Raw genomic sequence first — 22,973 nt, forward strand, 5'->3', positions numbered from 1 at the left:
GCCTGCGAAGCCCCGCAATGCGCCGGCGCGTGCGTTTGACGTCAGGGCGCGACGCGTCGAATCGCCGCGGCGAAGCCCGGTCGCGGATCGATGCGGCCCGCGCGGCCGTGCCACAGCCGTGCGTGACGTAGCGCCTGCAGCAGCGCGGCGCCACCGTCGGCCGGTGGCGGCGTCTCGGCTGGCGGACGCAGCTCGTCGAGCACGGCGACCAGCTCGAGCGGGTACGACAGCGGTGGCCGCACGGCGAGCAGCCGTGCGCCCTCGACCACGACCCGGAGCTCCCACAGCGCCGCGGGACCGCGGGCCTCGGGTCGCAGATCGACGACGGCGTCGAGCTGCATCGCGATGCCAGCCACGCGGTCGCGCAGCCACGCCTTGCCTTGCTCGGTGGGCCACACCTCGAACAGCCCCACGTGCGAGCCGCCGAGTCGGCGCCGAAGCGCGTCGTCGTGGTCGTCGCGCGGGCAGCCCTGGCCGGCGCCCATCTCGACCAACGCCCAGTCGCAGCGCGTGCGCACCCATGCCTCCGCGTCGTCGTCGTCGCCGCGCGGCGCCCCGACCTCCTCGGCCCAGCGCGAGAGCCATGGTTGCAGGCGTGCGGCGCCGTCGTCGTCGCCGAACGCGGCCGCTGCCCACGCGTCGAGGGCGTGCTCGAGCCGTCGGTCGATCACGGGCTCACCGCGCGCAGCATCGCGTCACCGTGCGTGCGCGCGCGCGTCGTCGCGGTGGTGCGCGACCATCGTCGCGAAGCCATCGAACCATGGCGACGCGTCGTGGGGGCCGGGCGCGGCCTCGGGGTGGTACTGCACGCCCAGCAGCGGGCGGCCCTTCAGCCGCAGGCCCGCGACGGTGTCGTCGAAGAGGTTCACGTGGGTGACCGCGACGTCACCGGCGGCCGCGAGCGATCCGGCGTCGACCGCGAAGCCGTGGTTCTGCGAGGTGATCTGCACCGCGAACGGCCGCGCGCCACCGTCGTCGACGTCGACCATCGCCGCGGCGTCGACCCGCACGGGGTGGTTGCCGCCGTGGTGGCCGAACGGCAGCTTGTAGGTGCGGCCGCCCAGCGCCAGGCTCAGCAGCTGGTGCCCGAGGCAGATGCCGAACACCGGCAGCGTGGGCGCGCGCTCGATGAGCGCACGCACCTGCGCGACCACGTCGGGCAGCGCGTCGGGGTCGCCGGGGCCGTTCGACAGCAGCACACCGTCGGGCGCCGCCGCGAGCAGCTCCTGCGCGGTGGTGGTCGACGGCATCACCGTGACCGCGAGCCCGCGATCGACGAGGTTGCGCAGGATGTTGCGCTTCACGCCGAAGTCGATCACCACCACGTGCCCGCGGAGGCCGTCGCCCGGTGCGTGCCACAGCGTCGGCTCGCGCCAGGTGTAGCTGTCGCGCGTCGAGACCTCGTGGGCGAGGCCGCGGCCCTGCATCGTGCCGGCCGCCCGTGCGGCCTGCTGCAACACCTCGAGCGCGGTGCCGTCGTTGGCGAGCGCGCCCATGGTCGCGCCGAAGCGCCGCAGGTGCCGGGTCAACGCCCGCGTGTCGACCTCGGCGATGCCGATCACGCCGCGGCTCGCGAGCGTGCCCGCGAGATCCGAGCGCGCGCGCCAGTTCGACACCGTCGGCGACAACGAGCGCACGATGAGACCGCCGGCGCCGGCGTGCGCCGACTCGAGATCGTCGTCGTTGCAGCCGACGTTGCCGACCTCGGGTACGGTCAGGCACACCAGCTGCCCGCGATACGAGGGATCGCTGACGATCTCCTGGTAGCCCGTCATCGCGGTGTTGAAGACCACCTCGCCGACCACGTGGCCACGCGCGCCGAAGCCCACGCCACGGAAGACGCGGCCATCGGCGAGCACGAGCACGGCGTCGGGGGCGGTGGCGTCGTGACCTCGCGCGTCGAGCACGGTCGGGTTTGTCGCGCACGTGGTGAGCCGGCGTCAAGGCAGCGCCCGCGGCCTCGGGTGGCCGTCGGGGCGCCGCCATGGGCGCGATGCTGCTACGATGCGCGGCGCGGGTGGCTTCGACCCCCGTGGGCCACCTTCGCCCACGCCCGCTCTCGACCGCCTCGCCCCATCGCGCCCGGCAATGACCCACCGCGAAGCCCCGACCGCTGCCGTGTTGCTCATCGGCGACGAGCTGCTGAGCGGGAAGATCCGCGACGAGAACGGCCACGCGTTGGCGTGCGTCATGCGACGCCGCGGCATCCGACTCCTCGAGATCTGCACCGTCGGTGACACCGCGGAGGAGATCGGCGCCGCATTCCTGCGGCTCGTCGCGCGGGCGCAGCTGGTGTTCACCTCGGGCGGCGTCGGTCCGACCCACGACGACCGCACGCTGGCCTCGATCGCGGCGGCGACCGGCCGGCCGCTGGTCCGCAACGCCGCGATGGAGGCCCAGCTGCGCGCGCACTACGGTGAGCGCATCACCGACGCCGCGCTGCGCATGGCCGACCTGCCCGCCGGCACGCTGCTGCGGGCGCCGACCGGCTGGCCGGTGATGCGCCTCGATGTCGAGGGCGCACGCGCGTACATCCTGCCGGGCGTCCCCAGCCTGCTGCGCGCGAAGCTGGAGCACCTCGAGGCACTCGCGGGCGAGCTCCCCTCGGGTGATGGTTGGTACCTCGCGGTGGTCTACACCGATCTCGACGAGAGCAAGCTCGCCGCCCATCTCGACGCGGTGGTCGCGGAGTTCCCCGAGATCGACGTCGGCTCGTACCCGCGATGGAGCCGCGGCGAGGACGGTCGCATCCATCTCCACGTGAAGGTGACGCTGGAGGCGCCCACGCCCCTGCGCGCGCAGGTCGACGCGGCGCGCGAGCGTCTGCGTGCCGCCCTCGCGCCGCAACACCTGCTCGACCACGAGCCGCCGGTCTAGTCGCGGCTTGGGCCCGGTCGGCGCCGCAGCCGGCGAGGTCGTGGACAAGCGCGCGGCAAGTGATAGGTTTACCGCCCATGCGCGCCCCCTGGTGCCCAACGACCGGTCTCGCCGCGGTGTTCGCCGTGGGCGCAGCCGTGGCAGTGCCCGCCTGCAAGAGCACCAAGCACGACCAGCCCAAGTTCATGGCGGCGCCGAAGTCCTTCGACCCCAAGGGCGGCGACTTCACGTTCAACGAGAAGAACCTCGAGGCCTTCAACTCGATGGAGGACGACGCCCGCGAGGCGCACCTCGCCAAGTTGATCGGCTCCCCCGGCAGCTTCAAGGGCCAGGCGACCTACCAGCGCACCGAGGAGCTGACCGACAAGATCGACGACCGCAAGTACGGGCAGTACGTCATCTGGGCCAAGGTCCCCGATCCGGTGTGGCTCGAGGTCACGGTCGAGTACCACCTGTTCTCCGACAGCGACCTCATGGGTCCCGCGGCCGCCGACACGTACATCGAGTTCACCGGCACCCTGCTGGAAATGACCTACCTCGACGACGCCAAGCCGCGTCGGATGGAGATCAAGGTCAAGGCCGACGCGGTCACCAAGCTCTGAGGTCGAGACGCACTTGATCGCCGTAGCGTCCCTCGGTAGCCCGATGTTGTGGGCGGCATTCCTCGGTGGAGTGCTGCTGTTCCTGCTCATCGACCTCGGTGTCTTCAACCGCAAGTCGCACGTCATCAGCACGCGCGAGGCGCTGACGTGGTCGGTGGTGTGGGTCTGCGTCAGCCTGACCTTCAACGCCTTCGTGGGCTGGCGCTTCGGCCGTGAGGCCGGGCTCGAGTTCCTCTCGGCCTACCTGCTCGAGAAGTCGCTGTCGGTCGACAACCTCTTCGTCTTCATCGTCATCTTCCGCTACATGGACGTGCGGCCGCAGGTGATGCACCGCGTGCTGTTCGCGGGCATCGTCGGTGCACTGGTGCTGCGCGGCACCTTCATCCTCGCGGGCCTCGAGCTCATCGGTCGCTTCGAGTGGCTGCTCTACGCGTTCGGCGGCTTCCTGCTGCTGACGGGCGTGAAGCTGCTGTTCTCCGGCGAGGAGGAGGTCGACCCCAGCGGCAACCTCGCCTACCGCATGGCCCGCAAGGTGCTGCCACTGACGCGACGCTACGTCGGCGCACGCTTCTTCGTGCGCCAGGACGGTCGCTTGCGCGCGACGCCGCTGTTCATCGTGCTGCTCATGATCGAGACCTCCGACGTGGTCTTCGCGCTCGACTCGATCCCGGCGGTGTTCGGTGTCAGCCGCGATCCCTTCATCGTGTTCACCAGCAACGTGTGCGCGGTGCTGGGCCTGCGCGCGATGTTCTTCCTGCTGCAGAACTTCCTCGACCGCTTCGCCTACCTCAAGTACGGCCTGGGCCTGGTGCTGGCGTTCATCGGCGCAAAGATGATCGTCGCCGAGGGCCTGTTCGGCCTCATCGCGCCGCTCGAGGTGCCGACCGGGCTGTCGCTCGGGATCGTCGCAGGGCTGATCGGCGCGTCCATGCTGGTGAGCCTGGTGATGCCGCCCAAGCCCGACCGCGAGGAGGTGCTCGAGCACACCGAGGCCGCCTCGCTGATCGCCGACATCGATCCCCACGCGTCGATCACCGCGTCGGTCGACGGTTCGATGGGCGCGAGCCCGGCCGACATCTCGCAGGTCGCCGCGGTGCCGCCGGTCGATCGCGAACCGCCGGCGCCGCGCTAACCGCCCGCGCCGCGCTGGCGGGGCCCGAGCTCGAGCTTCAGGCCGCCCTTGCCGGGGTCGCCACGGGGGCGGTCGGCGGGCGCCGCATCGTCGGCGGGCGCGGTGTCGTCGACCGGCGCAGTGTCGTCGGTGGCGCCCACGTCCTCGTCCGGCGCGGTGGGGCCGAGGTCCGCGGCGCCGTCGCTGGCGTCCGCGTCGGCGCTGCCGTCGACGGCGTCGCCACCCCGCAGCGCGCGGGCGCGCTCGTCGGCCCGCACGCGCTCCTCGAGCTCGATCAGCCGCAGCCACTCCTCGCCGTCGACCGTGATGCCGCCCTCGCCTCCACCGACCTCGACGTCGACGGCGGCCAGCACCGGGCGCACGAAGGCGTCGGGCTGCCGCGGCATCTGCAGGTCGCGGAACGCCCGCGCCACGCAGCTGCGGACCTCCTCGGGCAGGCTCTGCGCGTCGATGCGATTGATCATCGTGAGGCCGTCGCGGTTCACGAGGTTGAGCGCCGCGATGTGGTACTTGCCGGCCGGCGTGCGCCCCTGCAGGCACGGCTTGGCCCGCACGCCCGCAGCGATGCGCTCACGCTCGAGCTGCTGACGATAGGCTTCGGTGTGCACGTCGGCCTGCATGCCGAGGCTGACCCAGTAGACCACGTCGACGAAGTGGTTCACGCCACCCTTGTTGGTCGGGAACACCTGCCGCTCGATCGCCTTCTGCACGCACGGCGGCATGCTCTCGTCCTTGAAGCCGGACTCGAGCACCTCGGTGCGCACGACCTCGCCCGAGGGTGCGATGCGGACGCGGATCTTCACCTGGCCCTCGGGCACGCCCGCGAAGCCCCGCTCGTCGTCGGGCGCGGGCTCCAGGGTCTCGATCGCACGGCTCAGGAAGCACAGCGCCGCCGGGTCGCGCAGCGCGTGGGCGATCTCGGTCAGACGTGGCAGCTCGTAGACCCGCTCGGCCTTCTCGCTCGGCAGCAGGATGACGCCCTCGTTCGACGAGCGAATCGCCTTGCGGACGTAGCGGTCGCTGCCCATCTTCGTCATCGGGCCGCCGTTGATGCCGGGCGTGATCTCGCGTTTGGTGCAGGCCCCGGCGAGGCCGAGCGCGAGGCCGAGCGCGAGCCCGAGCCCGAGCGTCGACCCGCGGCGTGGTTGCACTCGGCCCAGCGTCGAAGTGGGCGACGACGTGGGCGACGACGTGGCCGACGACGTCGGTGGCACCACGCCTTCGCGCGGCGCAGGCGTCGCTCGAGGCATCGCGCGCGGGCGCATCGCCCGGTTGTAGCAGCTCGCGCGTGCCCCCGCCAAAGCCGCTGGACGGAGCTCGCCGGCGGCGAGCGTCGCGGCTCCGCTTCCACCGCCGCCCGGGCTTGCCCCATAGTGCGGGCCACCTCCTCCAAGGAACGCCCCAGCATGGCCGAGAGCACCGCGCGCACGCCCCTTTTCGACGCCCACGTGGCGCTTGGCGCCAAGATGGTCGACTTCGCCGGGTGGTCGATGCCGATCCAGTACCCCGCGGGGATCCTCGCGGAGCACCGCGCGGTGCGGGAGCACGCCGGCATCTTCGACGTCTCGCACATGGGCGAGGTCGACTTCCGCGGCGCCGGTGCGATCGCATGCGTGCAGAGGCTCGTGACCAACGACATCGGCAAGCTCGTCGATGGCCGCGCCATGTACACCGTCACGTGCAACCCCGAGGGGGGCATCGTGGACGACTGCATCGTGTATCGCCTGGCCGCCGATCACCTGCGCATCGTCGTGAACGCGGCCAATGTCGCCAAGGACTTCGCCCACTTCCGTCGCTTCGGCGAGGGCGCCGACTGCAGCATCGACGACGTGTCGTCCTCGTGGGCACTGCTGGCCGTGCAAGGTCCCGCGGCGGTGGGCATCGTCGCCGGCCTCGCGGGCGCCGAGCTGGCCGAGGTGCCGAGCTTCGGGCTCGGCCAGGGCCGGATCGCCGGCGTCGCGGTGCTCGCGGCGCGCACCGGCTACACCGGGGAGGACGGCTTCGAGCTGTTCGTCGCGCCCGACGGGGCACGCGCGGTGTGGGACGCGATCGTCGGTGCGGGCGTGCAGCCGATCGGGCTCGGCGCCCGGGACACCCTGCGACTCGAGGCTCGGCTCTCGCTGTACGGCAACGACATCGACGAGACCACCGAGCCGTTCGGCGCCGGCCTCGGCTGGGTCGTCAAGCTCGACAAGGGCATCGCCTGCGTCGGCCACGATGCGCTGGTCGAGTTCAAGCGCAATGGCAGCGCGCAGAAGCTGGTCGGCTTTCGCGTCACCGACCGCGCAATCGTCCGCGAGGGCGCCGAGGTCGTCGACGACACCGACGCCGTGATCGGCCGCGTCAGCTCCGGCGGCGTCGCGCCCACGGTCGGCGGCGCGGTCGGCATGGCCTGGGTCCCCGCCGCCGTGGCCGGCGCGGACGCGCCCCTGCGCCTGCGCCAGCGCGGCCGCATCGCGCTCGCGCAGCAGGTCAAGGGCCCCTTCTACCGCCGCAAGCCGGCTTGATCGACACTGCCTCTCGTCCGTCGCCCCCCTCGCTTCGCAACAGGATCCGATCCATGAGCCAAGACGTCCCCGCCAACCTTCGCTACACCAAGGAACACGAGTGGGCCCGCCGCGACGGCGACGTGATCGTCGTCGGCATCACCGCCCACGCGGTCGAGCAACTCGGCGACATCACGCTGGTGACCTTGCCGTCCATCGGCACCAAGGTCGGCGCCGGCGATCGCTTCGGCGACGTCGACTCGGTGAAGGCGGTGTCGGAGCTCTACGCGCCCCTCGCGGGTGAGATCGTGGCCAAGAACGCCGACCTCGACGCGACCCCGGAGCGCGTCAACGAGGACCCCTACGGCGCCGGCTGGATGATCAAGATCAAACCCGCCGACGCCGCCGCGTTCGACGGCCTGCTCGACGCCGACGCCTACGGCAAGCTGCTGTAGGCGCGAGAAGGGCCGCCTGTCGGTGTCGACCGCGAGCGCGTGCCCGGACCCCTCGGCGCTGGAGGCCTTCGGACGCGGTGGGCTCGACGCGGCGACCCGTGCCCGCATCGAGCTGCACCTCGACGGCTGCAGCGGCTGCGCCGGCACACTGGCCACGCTGCTGCGACTGTTCGCGTCGGACGACGCGCAGCTGCAGACGACCCTCTCGGAGCCCACGCTCGCCCACGCCGACGGGTCGGCGGTGCCGCTGCAGGTCGGCCGCTACCGCCTGGGTGCGCGCATCGGCGCCGGCGCGATGGGCATGGTCCACGAGGCGGTCGACCCCGAGCTGCACCGGCGGGTCGCGATCAAGCTGCTGCATCCCGGCATCACCGTCGACGTCGAGCTCACGCGCGCACGGATGCTCCGCGAGGCGCGGGCGATGGCGCAGCTGGCCCACGCCAACGTGGTCGCGGTGCACGACGTCGGTCGCGTCGGCGAGCAGGTGTTCGTCGCGATGGAGCTGGTCGACGGCACCACGCTCGCGCGCTGGCTCGAGCAGCGGCAGCGCACGCTGCCAGAGATCCTCGCGATGTTCGTGCAGGCCGGCCGCGGGCTCATGGCCGCGCACGCGGTCGGGCTGGTGCATCGCGACTTCAAGCCCGACAACGTGCTGATCGGCAACGACGGCCGCGCGCGCGTCACCGACTTCGGGCTCGCACGGCCGCTGTCGCAGTGGCTCGAGGCGCCGGGTGCCGACGGCGTGCTCGACCACGACGGTGCCACCGGGCCCAGCCGCAGCGCGCCGCTCGGCGCGACCGTGGCGAGCGCGGTGCTGGCCACGGCACAGGGCTCGATCGTCGGCACGCCGGCGTACATGGCCCCCGAGCAGTGGCGCGGCCTGCCGGCCGATGCCCGCTCCGATCAGTTCGCTTTCTGCGTCGCGCTCTACCACGCGTGCTTCGGCGCGCGCCCGTTCGCCGGCGATGGTGTGTTCGCGCTGGCCGAGTCGGTGCTGCAGGGGCGCCTGCGCCCGCCACCGCGCAGCGCCCCGGCGTGGCTGCGACAGGCGCTCCTGCAGGGGCTCGCGAGCGACCCTGCGGCGCGGCACGCCAGCATGGCCGACCTGCTCGCCGCGCTCGAGCGCGATCGATCCCGACGCATGCGCGCCGCGGGCATGGTCGGCGCGATGGCCCTGGGCGTCGGTGGCACGGTCGCGGTGCTCGCGTGGCTGGGTGGCGTCACCGCGCCCGCGCCGGCCTCGACGCTCGCGCTGCCATCGCCCACCGAGGTCGCGCCGACGACGGTGGAGGGCGCGGCCGCGACGGCGCCCGCGATCGCCCCGACGCCGTCGGTGGACGAGTGCCGTGCCCGCGCGGCCGACCTCGACGGACGGTGGGACGCGCCGCGCCGCGAAGCACTGCGCTCGGCGTTGTCGGCGATGGATGACGGCGCGGCTGTCGTCGCCCGTGTGATGCCGGTGCTCGATCGCTTCGCCGAGACCCACCGCCAGCTCGCGACCGCGGCATGCGACCCGGGCCTCGCGGACGCGCCGGTGCGACTGCGATGCCTGGCGCGGATGCGTGGGCAGCTCGACGCCTTCGTGCAACGAGCGCTCGATCTCCCCCGCTTCCAGGTCGTCGACGCGGTCGCCCACGGCGCGCTGACGCTGCCCGATCCGCGCCGTTGCGGACACGAACGCTGGCTGCGGGCCGAGCCGTCCGCACCGCCGCCGGGCGACGCGGCCGCGATCACCGTGCTCGACGGCGAGCTCGCGGCCGCCGAGGCGTTGGTGCGGCTCGATCGCTACGGCGCAGCCCCGGCCGCGATCGAGGACGTGCTGACGCGCGCACGCGAGCGCGGCTTCACGTCGCTGGCCGGCCGCGCCGAGCTCGCGCTGGGGTTGGCCCACGCCGAGCGCGGTGCGACCGACCTCGCGATCGCACAGCTGGAGGCCGCGGCCACCACCGCGACCGCGGGCCACGACGACACCGTGCGCGTGGCCGCGGCGGTGGCATTGGTCGAGGTGCTCGGGCCAGCGGCGCTGCGCCCCGTCGACGCCGGGCGGTGGGCCGACGCCGCCGCGGCGATCGTCGCCCGCATCGACGACGCGACCCTGCGTGGCGAGCTCGCGCTGGCCCGCGGGCTCGAGCGTGCGGCGTTGTCGGACCCGCTGGCTGCGGTGGCCTCGCTCGATGCGGCCACCGACGCGTTGCGCACGGCCGTCGGCGAGGACCACCCCACGTTCGCGCGCGCCCGGCTGGCGCGGGCCGCCGCCGCGCTGGTGCTCGACGACCCCGCGACCGCGCGCCGCGAGAGCGACGACGCGGTGGCCTCGCTCGCCCGCAGCGTCGGTCCTGAGGATCTGCGCTACGGCGCTGCGCTGGCGGTGCAGGCCCGCGTGCGACTCGTCACCGGCGACGCGACCGAGGCCCAGCGCGCGATCGAAGCCGCCATCTCGATCGCGTTCCCGTCGGAGTCGCTGCGCCACGACTTCGATCGCGGGCGTTGGCTCGGTGTGCAGGGCGAGATCCAGCGCAGCCGCGGCGACCTCGACGCGGCCGCCAAGTCGTTCGAGGACGCGATGATCTACCTGTATGTCGAGCCCGAGAAGGCGCTGCCGCTGTCATGGCAGGGGGCGCTGGCGATCGAGCGCGGCGCCACGACCGACGGCCTCGCGCGACTCGACGCCGCGCTCGCGGCCGCGATCGCAGGCCTCGGCGAGGACGATCCACGCCTGGTGCCGTTGCTGTCGGACATCGGCCGCGCGCAGCGTCGCGCCGGCGCCACCGCGGCCGCCCGCCGCAGCTTCGAGCGCGCCGTCGGGCTCGCCGAGGCCCACTTCGGCTTTGCGCCCGCGACCGCGCTCGCGCAGTGGGACCTCGCGGAGCTCGAGCGCGCCGACGGCCACGACGCGCGCGCGCTCGAGCTGTTCGACGACGTCTACGTGCCGTTGGTCGGCGCGTTTGGTCAGCACCACTGGCGCGTCCGCGAGAGCACGCTCGCGCGGGCCGATCTCGCCTGGGCGCTGGGCCAGCACGAGTACGGCGGCCGCCTCTACGACGCGATCGTGGCCGAGCTCGAGGCCGCCTACGGACCCGCGGATCCACGGGCCCAGCGGGCCCGCTCGCGGCGTCGCCCGGAGCCATGACCGCCGCCGCGGCCACCGGCCGGGGGCGCGGCCGCACGGCTGCTCGGGGGCGCGCCCCGCTCGCGCCCTGCCCGGCCCACGCAGACCCGCGCCGATCGCCCCGCGCGGCCGTCGATCGCGCCCGAACCGGCCGTCGGAAGGTCCCGACGACCATCACGGCGGCCAATCGGATTACGATGCGCCCCGAATGTCCACCACCACCGATGACAAGGCCGCGACGCTGAACCTACCCGACGGTCGCGCAGTGACGCTGCCGATCCGCACGGGCAGCGAGAACGAGCAGGCGCTCGACATCCGCACGCTGCGTGCCGACACCGGCTACATCACGATCGACACCGGGTACATGAACACGGGCTCGACCACGAGCGCGATCACGTACCTCGACGGCGAGCAGGGCATCCTGCGCTACCGCGGCTACCCCATCGAGCAGCTCGCCGAGCACTCCAACTTCGTCGAGGTCAGCTACCTGCTGATCCACGGGCGGCTGCCGACCGAGACCGAGCTGGTCGAGTTCCGCCGGCAGCTGACGCGGCACAGCCTCATCCACGAGGACATGCTGCACTTCTTCGCCGGCTTCCCGCCGACCGCCCACCCCATGGCGGTGTTGTCGGCGATGGTCACCTCGCTGTCGGCCTACTACCCCGACTCGATGGACCCCAAGCTGCTCGACCTGCACATCACGCGGCTGCTGTCGAAGGTGCGGACCATCGCGGCGTTCTCCTACAAGAAGTCGATCGGCCAGCCGATCGTCTACCCCAAGAACGCGCTGCGCTACTGCGGCAACTTCTTGCACATGATGTTCGCGGTGCCCTCGGAGGAGTTCGAGGTCTCGCCGGTGCTGGAGAAGGCGCTCAACCAGCTGCTCATCCTCCACGCCGACCACGAGCAGAACTGCTCGACCTCGACGGTGCGCATGGTCGGCAGCTCCGGCGCCAACCCCTACGCGGCGGTGGCCGCGGGCATCCTCGCGCTGTGGGGCCCGCTGCATGGCGGCGCCAACCAAGAGGTCATCGAGATGCTCGAGGGCATCCGCGACGACGGTGGCGACTACAAGAAGTTCCTCGACGACGTGAAGAACAAGCGCGGCAACCGGCGCCTGATGGGCTTCGGCCACCGCGTCTACAAGAACTACGATCCGCGCGCGAAGATCCTCAAGGCGATGGCCGACGAGGTGCTCGACTTCCTCGGCGTCGACGATCCGTTGCTCGACCTCGCCAAGGAGATCGAGGCGGTCGCGCTGCGCGAGGACTACTTCGTGTCGAAGAAGCTCTATCCCAACGTCGACTTCTACAGCGGCATCCTCTACCGCGCGATGGGCTTCCCGACCGACATGTTCACCGTCATGTTCGCGATCGGACGCCTGCCGGGCTGGATCGCCCACTGGAAGGAGATGGTGCAGGACCCGGGCACGAAGATCGCCCGGCCGCGCCAGATCTACACCGGTGAGAACGAGCGGCAGTACGTGCCGATCGATCAGCGCAGGTAGAGCGGGCGCGGGCGCGGGCGCGACGTGCTCGCGCGCCCGCTAGCGCTTCTTCTCGCAGGCCTCGATGGCGTCGGTGCTCTCGGCATCGCGGATGCACTTGAGGCGGTTCACCCACGGCAGCCGGCCGAACTCCGGTGCCTTCGAGTACTCGGCGACGCACTGCGTCATGAGCTCGGCCGGGATTTCGGCGCCGGTCTCCTTCTTCATGACCTTGGCGACGTTGTCACAGACGTCCTTGGCATCGGGGGCCTTGAGCCAGCCGAACCAGAACACGAAGATGGCGAGACCGAGCGCGCCGAAGATGTAACCGAGGATCTTGAGGGCCTTCATGGGTGGGTTCCTTTCGGGGTCGGGGCCACCAGACGGGGGTCGTCGCCAGGTGTCGCGCGGGGTGGTGTCGATTTTTTTCGATCGGCCTCGAGCGGCGGTGCGCGCTACCTTGGGGCGCGATGCCAGCTGCGCCCGACCTGCGCGATGCCCTGCTGACGACCCTCGCGCCGGGGTTGGCGCAGCGGGTCGCCGCGTGGCCCCCGTTGGCGGCCGCGCTCACGCAGCTGTGGGCCGACGCGACCGCTGCGGTGCCGTCGCTGGCGACCCTCGACGGGGCCGCGGCGCGCCTGGGTGCGCAGCTGGCCCAGGGCCTCGACGACGACGCCGAGCCCGCGCAGGCCTTCGCGGCGATCCACGTGGCCGACCTCGCGCTGGCGTGCGCGTGCGCGGCCGGGGATCGCGACGCACTCGTCGCATTCGAGCACGACTTCGGCCGCGAGCTCGACATCGCCTACGCGCGCACCGGCGGCCACGGGCTCGCGGCCGACGACTTCCGCCAGCGCGTGCATGAGCGACTGTTCGTGGCGCCGCCGGGCGAGCCCGCGCGCATCGCCGGCTACGGCGGTCGCGGCTCGCTGCGAAGCTGGGTGCGCGTCGCCGCCACGCGGGTGCTCATCGATCAGGCCCGCCGCGCCGCGCCCGTCGACGCGCCCGCCCGCGACGAGCGCCTGTTCGATCGCGCCGCCGGCCCGGACGACGCCGAGCTCGACTACATGCGCCGCAGCTACGGCCCCGCGCTCGGCGAGGCCATGCGCGAGGGCCTCGCGGCCCTGAGCCCGCGCCAGCGCAACCTGCTGCGGCAGCGGTACCTGCACGGGCTCGGCTGCGATCGACTCGCGACCATGTACGGGGTCCACCGCGCGACCGCGTTCCGCTGGCTCGAAGAGGCGCGCACGCAGCTGTTCGCGAACCTCCGCACCGCGCTGGGCCAGCGGCTGCAGATCGCCGAGCACGAGCTCGACGCGGTGATCGATCTGCTCGCCAGCCGCGTCGACGTCAGCGTGCGACGCCTGCTGCAGTCCCGCATCGAGCCGTCGTGAGGACGATGTCCGGCGCCCTCGCGATCGTCGTCACCGAGGCCGAGCTGCGGGCACAGCCGCATCGCTGGCACCTGCGGCGGATCGAGGTGCGCGGGGTGTGGCACCTGGGGTTCGAGCAATCGCCCCTCGCCGCGCGCTGGGCCGGCGACGCGTTTCGCGGTGGTGCTGCCGGGGCATCGCCTCGACGCCCCCGCGCGTCGCTTCGCCGCTATCCTGCGAGGATGCGACGCCACGCCCTCGCCCTGCTCACGGTCCCACTCGCGAGCGGCTGCTACCAAGGCGCCGCGACGGACACCGGCGACGGTGGCACGTCCACCGGCGAGGCCACGACGACCGCCACGACCGCGTCGAGCACCACGGCGCCGGGCAGCAGCACCACCGCGTCCACGACCACCGACGCCGGCACCACCACCGGCGTCGGTCCCGGCGACAGCAGCGGCGACGACGGCAGCGGCGGCGGCTCGAGCTCGACCGGCTACGACCCCGGGATCGAAGGCGACGGCGACTACGAGATCGGGCCCGACTACGTGGACGCGCCCGAGATCGTGCCCGGCGAGGGGGTGCCGCGCGGCGACATCTACCACTTCACGATGGACTCGGCCGACAGCGCGATCTTTCCCGGCGTGACCGGACCGTACACCCGCGACGTCTGGGTCTACGTGCCGCAGCAGTACGAGGACGGCACCGCGGCGCCGTTCATGCTCGTGCAGGACGGCGGTGGCTACCGCGACCTCACCAGCGCCACGCTCGACACCTTGATCGACGCTCAGGAGCTGCCGGCGATGATCGGCATCTTCATCAACCCGGGGCCCGGCGACGGCATGGGCAGCGAGCGAGGTCTCGAGTACGACCGCGTGTCCGAGGACTACACCAACTTCATCGAGACCGAGGTGCTACCGATCATTGCGCTGCAGCCCGAGATCGCCGCGGCCCACCCGGGGCTCGCGTTCACCGACGACCCGTGGGGCCGCGCGACCATGGGTGGCAGCTCGGGGGGCGCGTGCGCGTTCACGATGGGCTGGCTGCGGCCGGATCTCTACCGCCGCATCCTCACCTACTCCGGCACGTTCGTGCGCCAGCACTCGAGCGACGACTACCCCAACGGCGCGTGGGAGTACCACGAGCACCTCATCGCCGAGGGCGACGAGCTGCCGCTGCGGGTGTTCCTCGAGGTCGGCGAGAACGACCTGAACCTCGACGGCAACTTCGGCGACGGCATGCACGACTGGGTCGCGGCCAACTACGCCATGGCGGCAGCGCTGGCGGCCAAGACCTATCACTACCGCTTCGTGTTCGCGCAGGCCGCCGGCCACGTCGACGGTCGCGTGCTGCGACAGACCCTGCCCGAGACGCTGCGCTGGCTGTGGCGCGGCTACCCGGTGGATTGACGCCCGCGCGCCGGTGCAGCTGCGCCTGTGCGCCCGGGCCTGCGGCGGCACGGGCGGCCGCGCGGTGCCGATCTCCGTGAGGTCGCGCGCGAGCGCGAGGGCGCGGAATCAGGCTCGGCGCGCGAGTGCGTGGTCGCGGTGCGCCCGCACGTGCCGTCGACGATCGCTCGGCACACCGCGGCGTTGCGCCCCACGCATGTGGGCGGCGCCGGCTCGCGAGCACCCTCCAGCCTCCAGCGTCGCGCGTGCCCGGGCGCGCGCCGCCAGGGGATTCGTCCGGCGGCGCAAAGGAAGCCATGGCTTTTCCGCCTCAAACCCACTAAATCTGGAGTTCGAACGACGTTGAGCTCGGACCGTCCGGCAGCGCGATCGGGACCCGCCGTCATGACCCTCGCCAACTTCGCGCAACCCGATGTCACGTTGAGGCTCGACCTCGACGGCATCATCCGACGCGCCGACCTGTCCGAGGCGATGGGGGGCGAAGGTCTCGAGGCGTGGGTGGGTCGGCCGTGGGCGGAGACCGTGACCGAAGGCGGCAACGCCCAGGTGCTGCGCATGCTCGACGACGCCCGAACCAGCGGCCTGTCGTCGTTCCATCAGGTGCGACAGCGCTTCCCGAGTGGCCTCGAGATCGCGCTGGAGTACGCCACCGTGCGGCTCGGCGAGGGCGGACTGATCGCGATCGGTCGCAGCCTCGAGGTGGTGTCCGAGCTGCGCGCGCGCTTCCTCGCCACCCAGACCTCGATGGAGCGCGATGCCTGGCGCCTCCGCGAGGTCGAGACTCGCTACCGGCTGCTGTTCGACGCGTCGGCCCAGCCGGTGCTGCTGATCGACGCCAACGACACGCGCGTGGTCGAGGCCAACCCGGCCGCGGTGCGGGCGCTCGGCCGGGTCAGCGACCTGCGACTGCTGCCCGAGCTCGCCGACGACGATCGCGATGGCTTCGCGGCGACGCTCGAGCGGGTGCGCGAGCAGGGCAAGGCGCCTGGCGTCGTGGTGCACCTCGGACCCCATCGGCAGCCGTGGTTGGTGCGGGCCTCGCTCGTCGATGCCGGCTCGTCCGCGACCTTCGTGCTGCAGCTGTCGCCGACCGCGGCGACGCTCGAGCGCAGCGAGGGCCTGCCCGTCGAGGAGCTCATCGCGCGGCTGCCCGAGGGCTTCGTGGTCGTCGACGGTGAGGGTGTGATCCGCATGGCGAATCGTGCCTTCCGCGAGCTCGTGGCGCAGCCCGCCGATCCCGCGCTGGTGGGCCAACCCGTCGATCGCTGGCTCGCGCGGCCTGGGGCCGACCTCGTGGCGATCCGCGATCACGTCCACCGCAGCGGCGTGCTCAGTGGGTTCGCGAGCGCGTTGCGCCGCGCGAGCGGTGAGATCGAGGTCGAGCTGTCGGCCGTGACCACCGGCGAGTTCGTCGGCATCCTCGTGCGTCGGCGCAGTCGTTCGCTGCCCGCAGGCGCCCGCTCGGGGCCCGAGGCCAAGGCGTTGCTCCGCGAGATGGTGCAGGAGGCGGTCGCCTCGGTCGAGCAGAGCTGCATCGACGCGGTCGAGGAAATCGGACAGAGCGAGCGCGAAAGGGCTGCGCAGCTCCTGGCCATGCGACGCCGCGACCTCCACGACAAGCTCACCCGTCAGGCGTCGGAGACGGGGGCCGCCAACGACGAGCCCGATCCGACGCCGGGCGATGACTGACGCGCTCCACGACGGACACGAGCCGGCCTTCGGTGAGGCGGACCTCTCCAATTGTGAACGCGAGCAGATCCACCTCGCGGGCTCGATCCAGCCCCATGGTGCGCTGCTGGTGGTGCGCGAGCCCGAGCTGCTGGTGGTGCAGGCCAGCGCCAACGCGCAGGCATTCCTGGGCCTCGTCGCCCCCCCGCTCGGTGCAAGGCTCGAACAACTGTGCCCCGACCTCGCGGCCCGCATCCGCGCGCACCTGGGCGATGCCCTCGACGTGCTGCCGGTCGCGGTGCGTTGTCGCGTCGGCGATCCGCCCACCGAGTTCGACGGCCTGCTGCACCGCCCGCCGGCCGGCGGACTGATCATCGAGCTCGAGCGGGCCGGCGCGGCGGTCGAGCTCGCTGGCGCGTTCGAGCAGGCCTTGCAGCGCATCGTGGCGTCGGCCTCGGTCCGCGTGCTGTGCGACGAGACCGCGCGGATCTTCCGTGGCATCACCGGCTACGACCGCGTCATGGTCTATCGCTTCGACGACGAGGGTCACGGCGAGGTGCTGTCCGAGCAGAAGGAGCCCAAGCTCGACCCGCTGCTCGGCAACCGCTATCCGGCCTCGGACATCCCGCAGATCGCCCGCCGGCTGTATGAGCGCAACCGCGTGCGCGTGCTGGTCGACGTCGAGTACGAGCCGGTGCCGATCCTGCCGCGGCTGTCACCGTTGACGGGTGGCGAGCTCGACATGTCGCTGTGCTTCACGCGCAGCATGTCGCCCATCCACATCCAGTACCTCAAGAACATGGGCGTGTGCGCGACGCTGGTGGTGTCACTGCTGGTGGGCGAGCGGCTGTGGGGCTTGGTCGCCTGTCATCACTACCAGCCGCGCATCTTCCAGTACGAGCTGCGCGGGGTCTGCGAGCTGCTCGCCGAGGTCGTCGGCACCCGCATCGCCGCGCTCGAGAGCTTCGCCCAGTCCCAGGCCGAGCTCACCGTGCGCCGGCTCGAGCACCGCATGGTCGAGACCATCTCGCGCGACGGCGACTGGCGCAGCGCGTTGTTCGACAGCGCACAGTCGATCCTCGAGCCGGTCGGCGCCAGCGGTGCCGCGCTGCTGCTCGAGGACCAGGTCATGACCACCGGCGAGGTGCCCAGCACCGATCAACTGCGCGAGATCGGTCGCTGGCTCGATCGCAAGGGCCTGGGCGAGAGCGGCGGGCCTGGCCTCTTCGCCACCGCGGCGCTCGCACTCGACGAGCCCGCCTTCGCGCCGCTGACGGGGGTCGCGAGCGGACTGGTCGCGGCCACGGTGTCGAACCAAGCCGGCGAGTACTTGGTGTGGTTCCGGCCCGAGCAGGTGCGCACGGTGACCTGGGGCGGCAACCCGTTCAAGCCGGTGATGATCGGCAACAGCCCCTCGGATCTGTCGCCTCGCCGCTCGTTCGCCAAGTGGCATCAGCTGGTCGAGGGTACCTCCGAGCCGTGGTCGCCGGCGTCGCTGACGACGGCGCGGCTCATCGGCGACACCGTCACGGACGTGCTGGTGCAGTTCCGATCGGTCAGCATGCTGATCGCACAGCACCAGCTCGACTTGGTGCGCGGTCAGGTGCAGAGCTCCGATCAGGCGGTGATCGTCGCCGACGCCGACACCCGGCTGCTGATGACCAGCCAGGCCTTCGAAGCGCTGCTGCCCGCGGGAGCGGTCCAGCTCGAGCGACTCGAGGATCTTCCGCGGCTCTTCCACAGCCCCATGAAGGTGCTCCGACGGCTGCACGAGCTGGTGTCGCGGGCGCAGACCTGGCGCGGCGAGGCCGAGCTCATCACCCAAGACGGCGGTGCGCGTCCGGTGCTGGTCCGTGCCGATCCCGTGTTCTCCGCGCCGCGCAAGGTGCTCGGGTTCGTGGTGGTGTTGTCGGACATGAGCGAGCGCAAGGCGGCGGATGCGGCCCGGCGGCGCCTGCAGGAGCGCATCGTCGAGACCCACCGATTCTCGGCTGGACGACTGTCGTCGCGCGCCGACCTGATCTACCAGCGCCTGCTCTCGTCGGTGGTCGAGAACGCCCAGCTCGCCGCACTCGAGATCACCGACGGCGTCGAGGTCTCGCGCATGGCCGAGCTCGTCGACAGCGTGCGCAGCTCCGTCGAACGATCGGCACAGCTGCTCGAGCTGCTGCTGCAGCACTCGGCGAGCCTGGATCGCGACTGACGGCCGCTCACGCGGGCTTGTGGGCGACGCAGATCTGGCCCTGCTGCCATGGCTCGAGCCACTGCGGCTCGTGCGTCGCCAGCATCGCGTCGCGATACTCCGGCCGCTGCGCGTCGTGCAGCACCAGCACACCGCCGGGCACCAGCAGCTCCCAGCCGGCCGCGATGCAGAAGCTCCGCGCGCGACCGTCGACCAGCACGAAGTCGAAGCGCTCGCCGAGGCTGCCGGGCTTCTCGACGTAGCTGCGCATGAGCGCGGGCTCCCGCTCACAGCGCAGGTGGAACGCCGACAACAGCTCGCGGCCGCGCTTGGGGCCCTCGCGCGAGACGTCCGGCGGCGCGACGTCGGACTCGACCAGGAAGAGCGACAGCCGCGGGTCGTCGATCTTCGCCCGCACGCGCTCGTACCAGCCGCGATCGTTCTCGACCGAGACCATGCGCTCGATGCTGGGGAAGCGCGTCAGGAACATGTGGGTCGAGCCGCCCGAGCCCCACTCGAGCACGCGCTTGGGCGCGAGCTTGGTCACGACTGCGGTGAGCTGCGCGAGCTCGTCGTCGTGCATGTAGACGCGCGGCGCCGCATCGGCCGACTCGCGTCCGAACAGGCGATTGCCGATCTCTTCGAGCCAGCCCATGGATGCGCGCGACCGTAGCGGAGCACGCGGCGCCGGACAAGCCGGGCGCCCGCAACGCGGACCGCTCGCGTGATGCTCGACACGCGGCCCCGTCAGGCCGCCCGCACGCGACCCCATGCTAGCCTCGGCGCCGATGCTCTGCCGCGGGCCCCTCGTGCGACCGCAAGGCGCGGCCGCGGCCCGCCGAGGCCGGTCGATGGCACCGACACTGCTCGCCGCGTTGGCGCTCGCGGTCGTGGGGCTGGGTGCGACCGCGACGGCGCGCGCCGAGCCCGAGCACCGCGGGCCCGAGGAGGACCTCGGCTCCGAGCTGCCGCCGGGCGGCCGCGTGCTGCTGCCCGAGCGGCTCGACGTGCGCCGCAGCGCCAAGGGATCCGATCGCAGCGCCGCACCGCCGGGCTCGTCGGAGGCGCTGGCCGAGCTGGGCCTGCGCAGCGGTCGTGACGGTCGCCTGGTCTACACCGACGGCGCCGGTCGCTTCACCGCGATCATCGATCACGACGGCACGGTGTTCTTCGGCGATCGCTACCGCCGGCCGCACCGTCGCAATCGCCAGCGCGGCCGCGGCCTGGGTCGCCCGCCCGAGGGCGCGCGCGGCTACAACCCGTTCATCGGCCTGCGCGTGCCGGGCCCCAGCGAGTGGGCGATCCGAGCGACGCGGCGTGACCCCGCGGCCTCGGCCAAGGCGCAGTTCCTCACGCGCACCGAGCCGCTGCGACGCAGGCTCGCGACCGCGGCGATCCGCGCGAGCTTGCAGCAGCGCCTGCACGCGCTGCCCGGCGAGCTCGCGGCGATCTGGTCCGCGCCGCAGTGGTCGCCGGCGCAGCGCCGCAAGCAGCTGTTCGCGCGTTGGGACGAGTGCGACGAGGCCGACGCCGAGACCACCACCGACGCTGCACAGGCCGACGCGATCGATCGCCTGCGCATCGATGCCGCGACCGCGGCCCGTGATCGGATCGAACGCTTCGTGCGCGAGCAGGCCCCGGCCGGCAGCGCCACCGCCTTCACCGCCGACGAGCTGCGTCGGCTCAACCGCAAGCGCAAGAGCCGACGCCCCTTCGAGCCCTACGCGCCCGCCGTCGCGTCCACCACCGCCACCGTCACCGTGCCGGAGCCCTCGCCATGACCACGCCCGCCCCCGATGTCCCGCGCCTGGATCCCGACCTCGCCCGCTGGCGCGAGCAGTACCCGATCCTCGCCAAGACCCTCTACATGAACAGCAACAGCATGGGCGCGATGCATGCGAGCGCCCCGGTCGCGCTCGCGGAGTACGCCGCGGGCTGGGCCGAGCACGGCGTGGAGTCGTGGGATCACTGGGTGAAGCAGGTCGAGCGCACGGCCGACAGCGCGGCGCGCCTGTTCGGCGGCACCCCCGGCGACACCGCGCTCAACCAGAACGTCGCGTACTTCCAGGCCGCGATCGCCAGCTGCCTCGACTTCTCGAAGGGCCGCAACAAGGTCGTGATGGAGGAGCTCTTGTTCCCCAACGTGATCTACGTGTGGGAGCGCTTCCGGGAGCTCGGCGCCGAGCTGGTGCTGGTGCCGAGCGACGACGGCATGACGGTGCCGACCGAGCGCATGCTCGCGGCCATCGACGAGCGCACCGCGATCGTGCCCTGCTCCCACGCGATCTACGTCTCGGGCGCGCTGCAGGACATCGGCGCGATCTGTGCGCGCGCCCGTGAGGTCGGGGCGCTCACGATGATCGACGTCTACCAGACCCTGGGCACGGTCCCGATCGACGCGCAGGCGTGGGGCGCCGACATGATCGTCGGCGGCAGCCACAAGTGGCTGTGCGGCGGGCCCGGCACCGCGTTCCTGTGGGTGCGGCCCGAGCTGCGCAAGACCCTGCGGCCGCGCACGACCGGGTGGTTCGCCCACGCCGATCCGTTCGCGTTCGAGCCGGCGCCGATCCGCCTGGCCGACGGGCCCTGGCGGCTGATGTCGGGCACACCGTCGATCCCCGCGTACTGCGTGGCCGAGCGCGCCTACCAGCCGCTGCACGAGATCGGCGTGCCGCGGATCCGCGCGCACAACCTCGCGCTGTCGCAGATGATCATCGATCGCGCGCACGCGGCCGGCCTCACGGTGCACTCGCCGCTCGAGCACGCACGCCGCACGGGCTTCGTGGCGGTCGACTTCCCCGGCAGCGAGGCCGCCAGCAAGCAGCTGGTCGCCGAGGGCGTGAAGCACGACTGGCGCCCGGGCTGCGGGCTGCGACTCGGGCCCCACTTCTACAACACCGAGGATGACGTGCAGCGCACGATGGACCGCGGGGTCGCGCTCGCCAAGCGGTGACCTCGGTCACTGGTGCCATCGCCGGCATGCGTCCACAACCGAGGCGGGCGCGACCAACAGCGAGGTCCTGCCCGGCCGCTTGCGCCGCTTTTCCGCTTCACTTGGATTGGATCGAACCGATGCGCCCCACGACCCTTCACGCCCCTGCGTGCCTTGCCCTCGCCTGCATCGCGACACTCGCGTGTCAGGCCCCTGCCGACGACGACGGCGGTGCCGACTCGAGCGGCGGCTCGGCGAGCGTGACCACGACCGCGTCGAGCACCGCGGGCACGAGCTCCGCGAGTGAAAGCGGCAGCGCCGACTCGACCGGTGCCGCCGACTCGACCGGCGGCATGTCGGACCCCTCGGCGATGGCCGACTTCTTCGCGCGCTGGCCGGGCCTGTGGGCGGGGCCGGTCGACTCGATGACCTCGGCCGGCGACTTCCCGACCATGAACATGGACGTGCGCGCGGCCGATGGCTACACGCTGTTCTCGCGCTGCGATCTCGACGGCGGCAACTCGGTGCGCATGGCGATGGCGGTCGAGCAGCACGGCGGCGAGGACGTGCTCACGTTCCGCAACGGCGGCTACTTCCTCGGCATCATGCGAGACAGCCGCACGACCCTGGTCGAGGCCGACCTCGAGGCCGAGCGCTTCCGCTTCTGCGCGCTCGATGCCGGCTGCGACTACATCGACGCAGTGTTCGACTTCGAGGGCCCCGACGCGCTCGACATGCACGTCGACGTCAAGGGCACCACCCACTTCGACTGGCCGGCGACGCGCAAGGAGCTGCGCGAGGTGGCCACACCGTTCCCGCAGGACGACACCGCGCTCTCGGGCGATCAGCCGTTCCCCGAGATGCCCACGCTGACCGCCCACCTGTCGTGGAGCACGCCGCTGGCCGAGGCCGCCGATGCGTGGCTCATCCTCAGCACCGAAAACTGCGGCGTGGGTGGCTGCAACCCCAGCCGCTTCATCCGCGGCCACGCCGAGGCCGGCGCGACCTCGATCGACGTCGTGATGGACCAGATCCACCCCGGCGACTACAAGACCAACGCGATGCTCGATCGCAACGGCAACCTCGCGGGCACCTTCCTGCCCGACGCCGGCGACGCGGTCGCGATCCCGAACGGCAGCGCGAGCGTGGCCGCGGGGGAGAACGAGATTTCGTTGGCGCTGATCGTCGAGCTGTGAGCGCAGGGGACTGTGTCGGGCCAAGCTCTTGGCCAGGGTCTCCTCCTTCGACGTCACCGTCGGTTGCCG

Annotated in this window: 20 protein-coding genes; 14 read left to right on the forward strand and 6 right to left on the reverse strand. The window is 72.2% G+C overall.

Annotated features, from left to right (window positions below; all coding sequences use genetic code 11):
- Positions 1-41 precede the first annotated feature (41 nt).
- Complete coding sequence (locus IPH07_07320) at positions 42-671, reverse strand: hypothetical protein (GenBank protein MBK6917193.1); 630 nt, start codon at positions 669-671, stop codon at positions 42-44.
- Positions 672-695: 24 nt separating this feature from the next.
- On the reverse strand, positions 696-1,859 hold the full coding sequence (gene carA / locus IPH07_07325; GenBank protein MBK6917194.1) for a glutamine-hydrolyzing carbamoyl-phosphate synthase small subunit: 1,164 nt from the start codon (positions 1,857-1,859) through the stop codon (positions 696-698).
- 229 nt (positions 1,860-2,088) lie between these two features.
- Here carA and IPH07_07330 point away from each other — a divergent pair, with 229 nt between their 5' ends.
- The 3 genes from IPH07_07330 (at position 2,089) to IPH07_07340 (ending at position 4,611) form a co-directional block, all read left to right on the forward strand.
- Positions 2,089-2,877, forward strand: a complete 789-nt coding sequence (locus IPH07_07330) for a competence/damage-inducible protein A (GenBank protein ID MBK6917195.1) — start codon at positions 2,089-2,091, stop codon at positions 2,875-2,877.
- 77 nt (positions 2,878-2,954) lie between these two features.
- A complete protein-coding gene (locus tag IPH07_07335; GenBank protein ID MBK6917196.1) occupies positions 2,955-3,479 on the forward strand; it encodes a hypothetical protein in 525 nt (174 codons plus the stop codon).
- Between the two features lie 43 nt (positions 3,480-3,522).
- Positions 3,523-4,611 carry a TerC family protein gene (locus tag IPH07_07340; GenBank protein ID MBK6917197.1) on the forward strand — a complete coding sequence of 363 codons (1,089 nt, stop codon included), beginning with the start codon at positions 3,523-3,525 and terminating at the stop codon, positions 4,609-4,611.
- On the opposite strand, the gene IPH07_07345 is transcribed toward IPH07_07340, so the two are convergent.
- Positions 4,608-5,762, reverse strand: a complete 1,155-nt coding sequence (locus IPH07_07345; GenBank protein ID MBK6917198.1) for a hypothetical protein — start codon at positions 5,760-5,762, stop codon at positions 4,608-4,610. The genes IPH07_07340 and IPH07_07345 overlap by 4 nt on opposite strands.
- A 255-nt stretch (positions 5,763-6,017) precedes the next feature.
- Here IPH07_07345 and gcvT point away from each other — a divergent pair, with 255 nt between their 5' ends.
- The 4 genes from gcvT (at position 6,018) to IPH07_07365 (ending at position 12,168) form a co-directional block, all read left to right on the forward strand.
- Entirely contained in the window at positions 6,018-7,118 is a 1,101-nt protein-coding gene (gcvT, locus tag IPH07_07350) for a glycine cleavage system aminomethyltransferase GcvT (GenBank protein MBK6917199.1), read from the forward strand.
- Between the two features lie 53 nt (positions 7,119-7,171).
- The gene (gene gcvH / locus IPH07_07355; GenBank protein MBK6917200.1) at positions 7,172-7,552 is read left to right on the forward strand and encodes a glycine cleavage system protein GcvH; all 381 of its coding nucleotides are present in this window, start codon (positions 7,172-7,174) and stop codon (positions 7,550-7,552) included.
- A gap of 22 nt (positions 7,553-7,574) precedes the next feature.
- Positions 7,575-10,682: a protein kinase gene (locus IPH07_07360; GenBank protein MBK6917201.1), complete on the forward strand. Its 3,108-nt coding sequence runs from the start codon at positions 7,575-7,577 to the stop codon at positions 10,680-10,682.
- A 187-nt stretch (positions 10,683-10,869) separates the two neighbouring features.
- Positions 10,870-12,168 carry a citrate synthase gene (locus IPH07_07365; protein ID MBK6917202.1) on the forward strand — a complete coding sequence of 433 codons (1,299 nt, stop codon included), beginning with the start codon at positions 10,870-10,872 and terminating at the stop codon, positions 12,166-12,168.
- A gap of 39 nt (positions 12,169-12,207) precedes the next feature.
- Here IPH07_07365 and IPH07_07370 read toward each other — a convergent pair whose 3' ends face one another.
- Complete coding sequence (locus tag IPH07_07370) at positions 12,208-12,498, reverse strand: hypothetical protein (GenBank protein MBK6917203.1); 291 nt, start codon at positions 12,496-12,498, stop codon at positions 12,208-12,210.
- 119 nt (positions 12,499-12,617) lie between these two features.
- Here IPH07_07370 and IPH07_07375 point away from each other — a divergent pair, with 119 nt between their 5' ends.
- The 4 genes from IPH07_07375 (at position 12,618) to IPH07_07390 (ending at position 18,797) form a co-directional block, all read left to right on the forward strand.
- The gene (locus IPH07_07375) at positions 12,618-13,538 is read left to right on the forward strand and encodes a hypothetical protein (protein MBK6917204.1); all 921 of its coding nucleotides are present in this window, start codon (positions 12,618-12,620) and stop codon (positions 13,536-13,538) included.
- A gap of 221 nt (positions 13,539-13,759) precedes the next feature.
- A complete protein-coding gene (locus IPH07_07380) occupies positions 13,760-14,926 on the forward strand; it encodes an enterobactin esterase (GenBank protein ID MBK6917205.1) in 1,167 nt (388 codons plus the stop codon).
- 384 nt (positions 14,927-15,310) lie between these two features.
- Positions 15,311-16,615, forward strand: a complete 1,305-nt coding sequence (gene ppsR / locus IPH07_07385; GenBank protein MBK6917206.1) for a transcriptional regulator PpsR — start codon at positions 15,311-15,313, stop codon at positions 16,613-16,615.
- Positions 16,608-18,797: a GAF domain-containing protein gene (locus IPH07_07390; protein ID MBK6917207.1), complete on the forward strand. Its 2,190-nt coding sequence runs from the start codon at positions 16,608-16,610 to the stop codon at positions 18,795-18,797. Before ppsR ends, IPH07_07390 begins: the two co-directional genes overlap by 8 nt.
- 7 nt (positions 18,798-18,804) lie before the next feature.
- Here the strand turns inward: IPH07_07390 and IPH07_07395 are convergent, their stop codons facing one another.
- Positions 18,805-19,431 (reverse strand): hypothetical protein, encoded by a 627-nt coding sequence (locus IPH07_07395; protein ID MBK6917208.1) that lies wholly within the window; start codon positions 19,429-19,431, stop codon positions 18,805-18,807.
- 196 nt (positions 19,432-19,627) lie between these two features.
- On the opposite strand from IPH07_07395, the gene IPH07_07400 reads away from it, so the two are divergent.
- Both IPH07_07400 and IPH07_07405 read left to right on the forward strand, forming a co-directional pair.
- Positions 19,628-20,557 (forward strand): hypothetical protein, encoded by a 930-nt coding sequence (locus tag IPH07_07400; protein MBK6917209.1) that lies wholly within the window; start codon positions 19,628-19,630, stop codon positions 20,555-20,557.
- Complete coding sequence (locus IPH07_07405; GenBank protein MBK6917210.1) at positions 20,554-21,729, forward strand: aminotransferase class V-fold PLP-dependent enzyme; 1,176 nt, start codon at positions 20,554-20,556, stop codon at positions 21,727-21,729. Before IPH07_07400 ends, IPH07_07405 begins: the two co-directional genes overlap by 4 nt.
- 184 nt (positions 21,730-21,913) lie before the next feature.
- On the opposite strand, the gene IPH07_07410 is transcribed toward IPH07_07405, so the two are convergent.
- Entirely contained in the window at positions 21,914-22,063 is a 150-nt protein-coding gene (locus IPH07_07410; GenBank protein MBK6917211.1) for a hypothetical protein, read from the reverse strand.
- On the opposite strand from IPH07_07410, the gene IPH07_07415 reads away from it, so the two are divergent.
- Entirely contained in the window at positions 22,062-22,904 is an 843-nt protein-coding gene (locus IPH07_07415) for a hypothetical protein (GenBank protein ID MBK6917212.1), read from the forward strand. The genes IPH07_07410 and IPH07_07415 overlap by 2 nt on opposite strands.
- Positions 22,905-22,973: the final 69 nt, after the last annotated feature.

Source organism: Deltaproteobacteria bacterium (assembly GCA_016709225.1).
Lineage (GTDB): Bacteria > Myxococcota_A > Polyangia > Nannocystales > Nannocystaceae > Xiheibacterium > Xiheibacterium phototrophicum.

What these genes read in the sequence shown, in the direction of transcription:
- IPH07_07390 (MBK6917207.1), top strand. Translation starts at nt 16,608, where the DNA reads ATGACTGACGCGCTCCACGACGGACACGAGCCGGCCTTCGGTGAGGCG.
- IPH07_07415 (MBK6917212.1), top strand. Translation starts at nt 22,062, where the DNA reads ATGTCGGACCCCTCGGCGATGGCCGACTTCTTCGCGCGCTGGCCGGGC.
- IPH07_07335 (MBK6917196.1), top strand. Translation starts at nt 2,955, where the DNA reads ATGCGCGCCCCCTGGTGCCCAACGACCGGTCTCGCCGCGGTGTTCGCC.
- IPH07_07330 (MBK6917195.1), top strand. Translation starts at nt 2,089, where the DNA reads ATGACCCACCGCGAAGCCCCGACCGCTGCCGTGTTGCTCATCGGCGAC.
- gcvT (MBK6917199.1), top strand. Translation starts at nt 6,018, where the DNA reads ATGGCCGAGAGCACCGCGCGCACGCCCCTTTTCGACGCCCACGTGGCG.
- IPH07_07400 (MBK6917209.1), top strand. Translation starts at nt 19,628, where the DNA reads ATGGCACCGACACTGCTCGCCGCGTTGGCGCTCGCGGTCGTGGGGCTG.
- IPH07_07410 (MBK6917211.1), bottom strand. Translation starts at nt 22,063, where the DNA reads ATGCCGCCGGTCGAGTCGGCGGCACCGGTCGAGTCGGCGCTGCCGCTT.
- IPH07_07375 (MBK6917204.1), top strand. Translation starts at nt 12,618, where the DNA reads ATGCCAGCTGCGCCCGACCTGCGCGATGCCCTGCTGACGACCCTCGCG.
- IPH07_07380 (MBK6917205.1), top strand. Translation starts at nt 13,760, where the DNA reads ATGCGACGCCACGCCCTCGCCCTGCTCACGGTCCCACTCGCGAGCGGC.
- IPH07_07365 (MBK6917202.1), top strand. Translation starts at nt 10,870, where the DNA reads ATGTCCACCACCACCGATGACAAGGCCGCGACGCTGAACCTACCCGAC.
- IPH07_07405 (MBK6917210.1), top strand. Translation starts at nt 20,554, where the DNA reads ATGACCACGCCCGCCCCCGATGTCCCGCGCCTGGATCCCGACCTCGCC.
- IPH07_07395 (MBK6917208.1), bottom strand. Translation starts at nt 19,431, where the DNA reads ATGGGCTGGCTCGAAGAGATCGGCAATCGCCTGTTCGGACGCGAGTCG.
- IPH07_07340 (MBK6917197.1), top strand. Translation starts at nt 3,523, where the DNA reads ATGTTGTGGGCGGCATTCCTCGGTGGAGTGCTGCTGTTCCTGCTCATC.
- IPH07_07370 (MBK6917203.1), bottom strand. Translation starts at nt 12,498, where the DNA reads ATGAAGGCCCTCAAGATCCTCGGTTACATCTTCGGCGCGCTCGGTCTC.
- ppsR (MBK6917206.1), top strand. Translation starts at nt 15,311, where the DNA reads ATGACCCTCGCCAACTTCGCGCAACCCGATGTCACGTTGAGGCTCGAC.
- gcvH (MBK6917200.1), top strand. Translation starts at nt 7,172, where the DNA reads ATGAGCCAAGACGTCCCCGCCAACCTTCGCTACACCAAGGAACACGAG.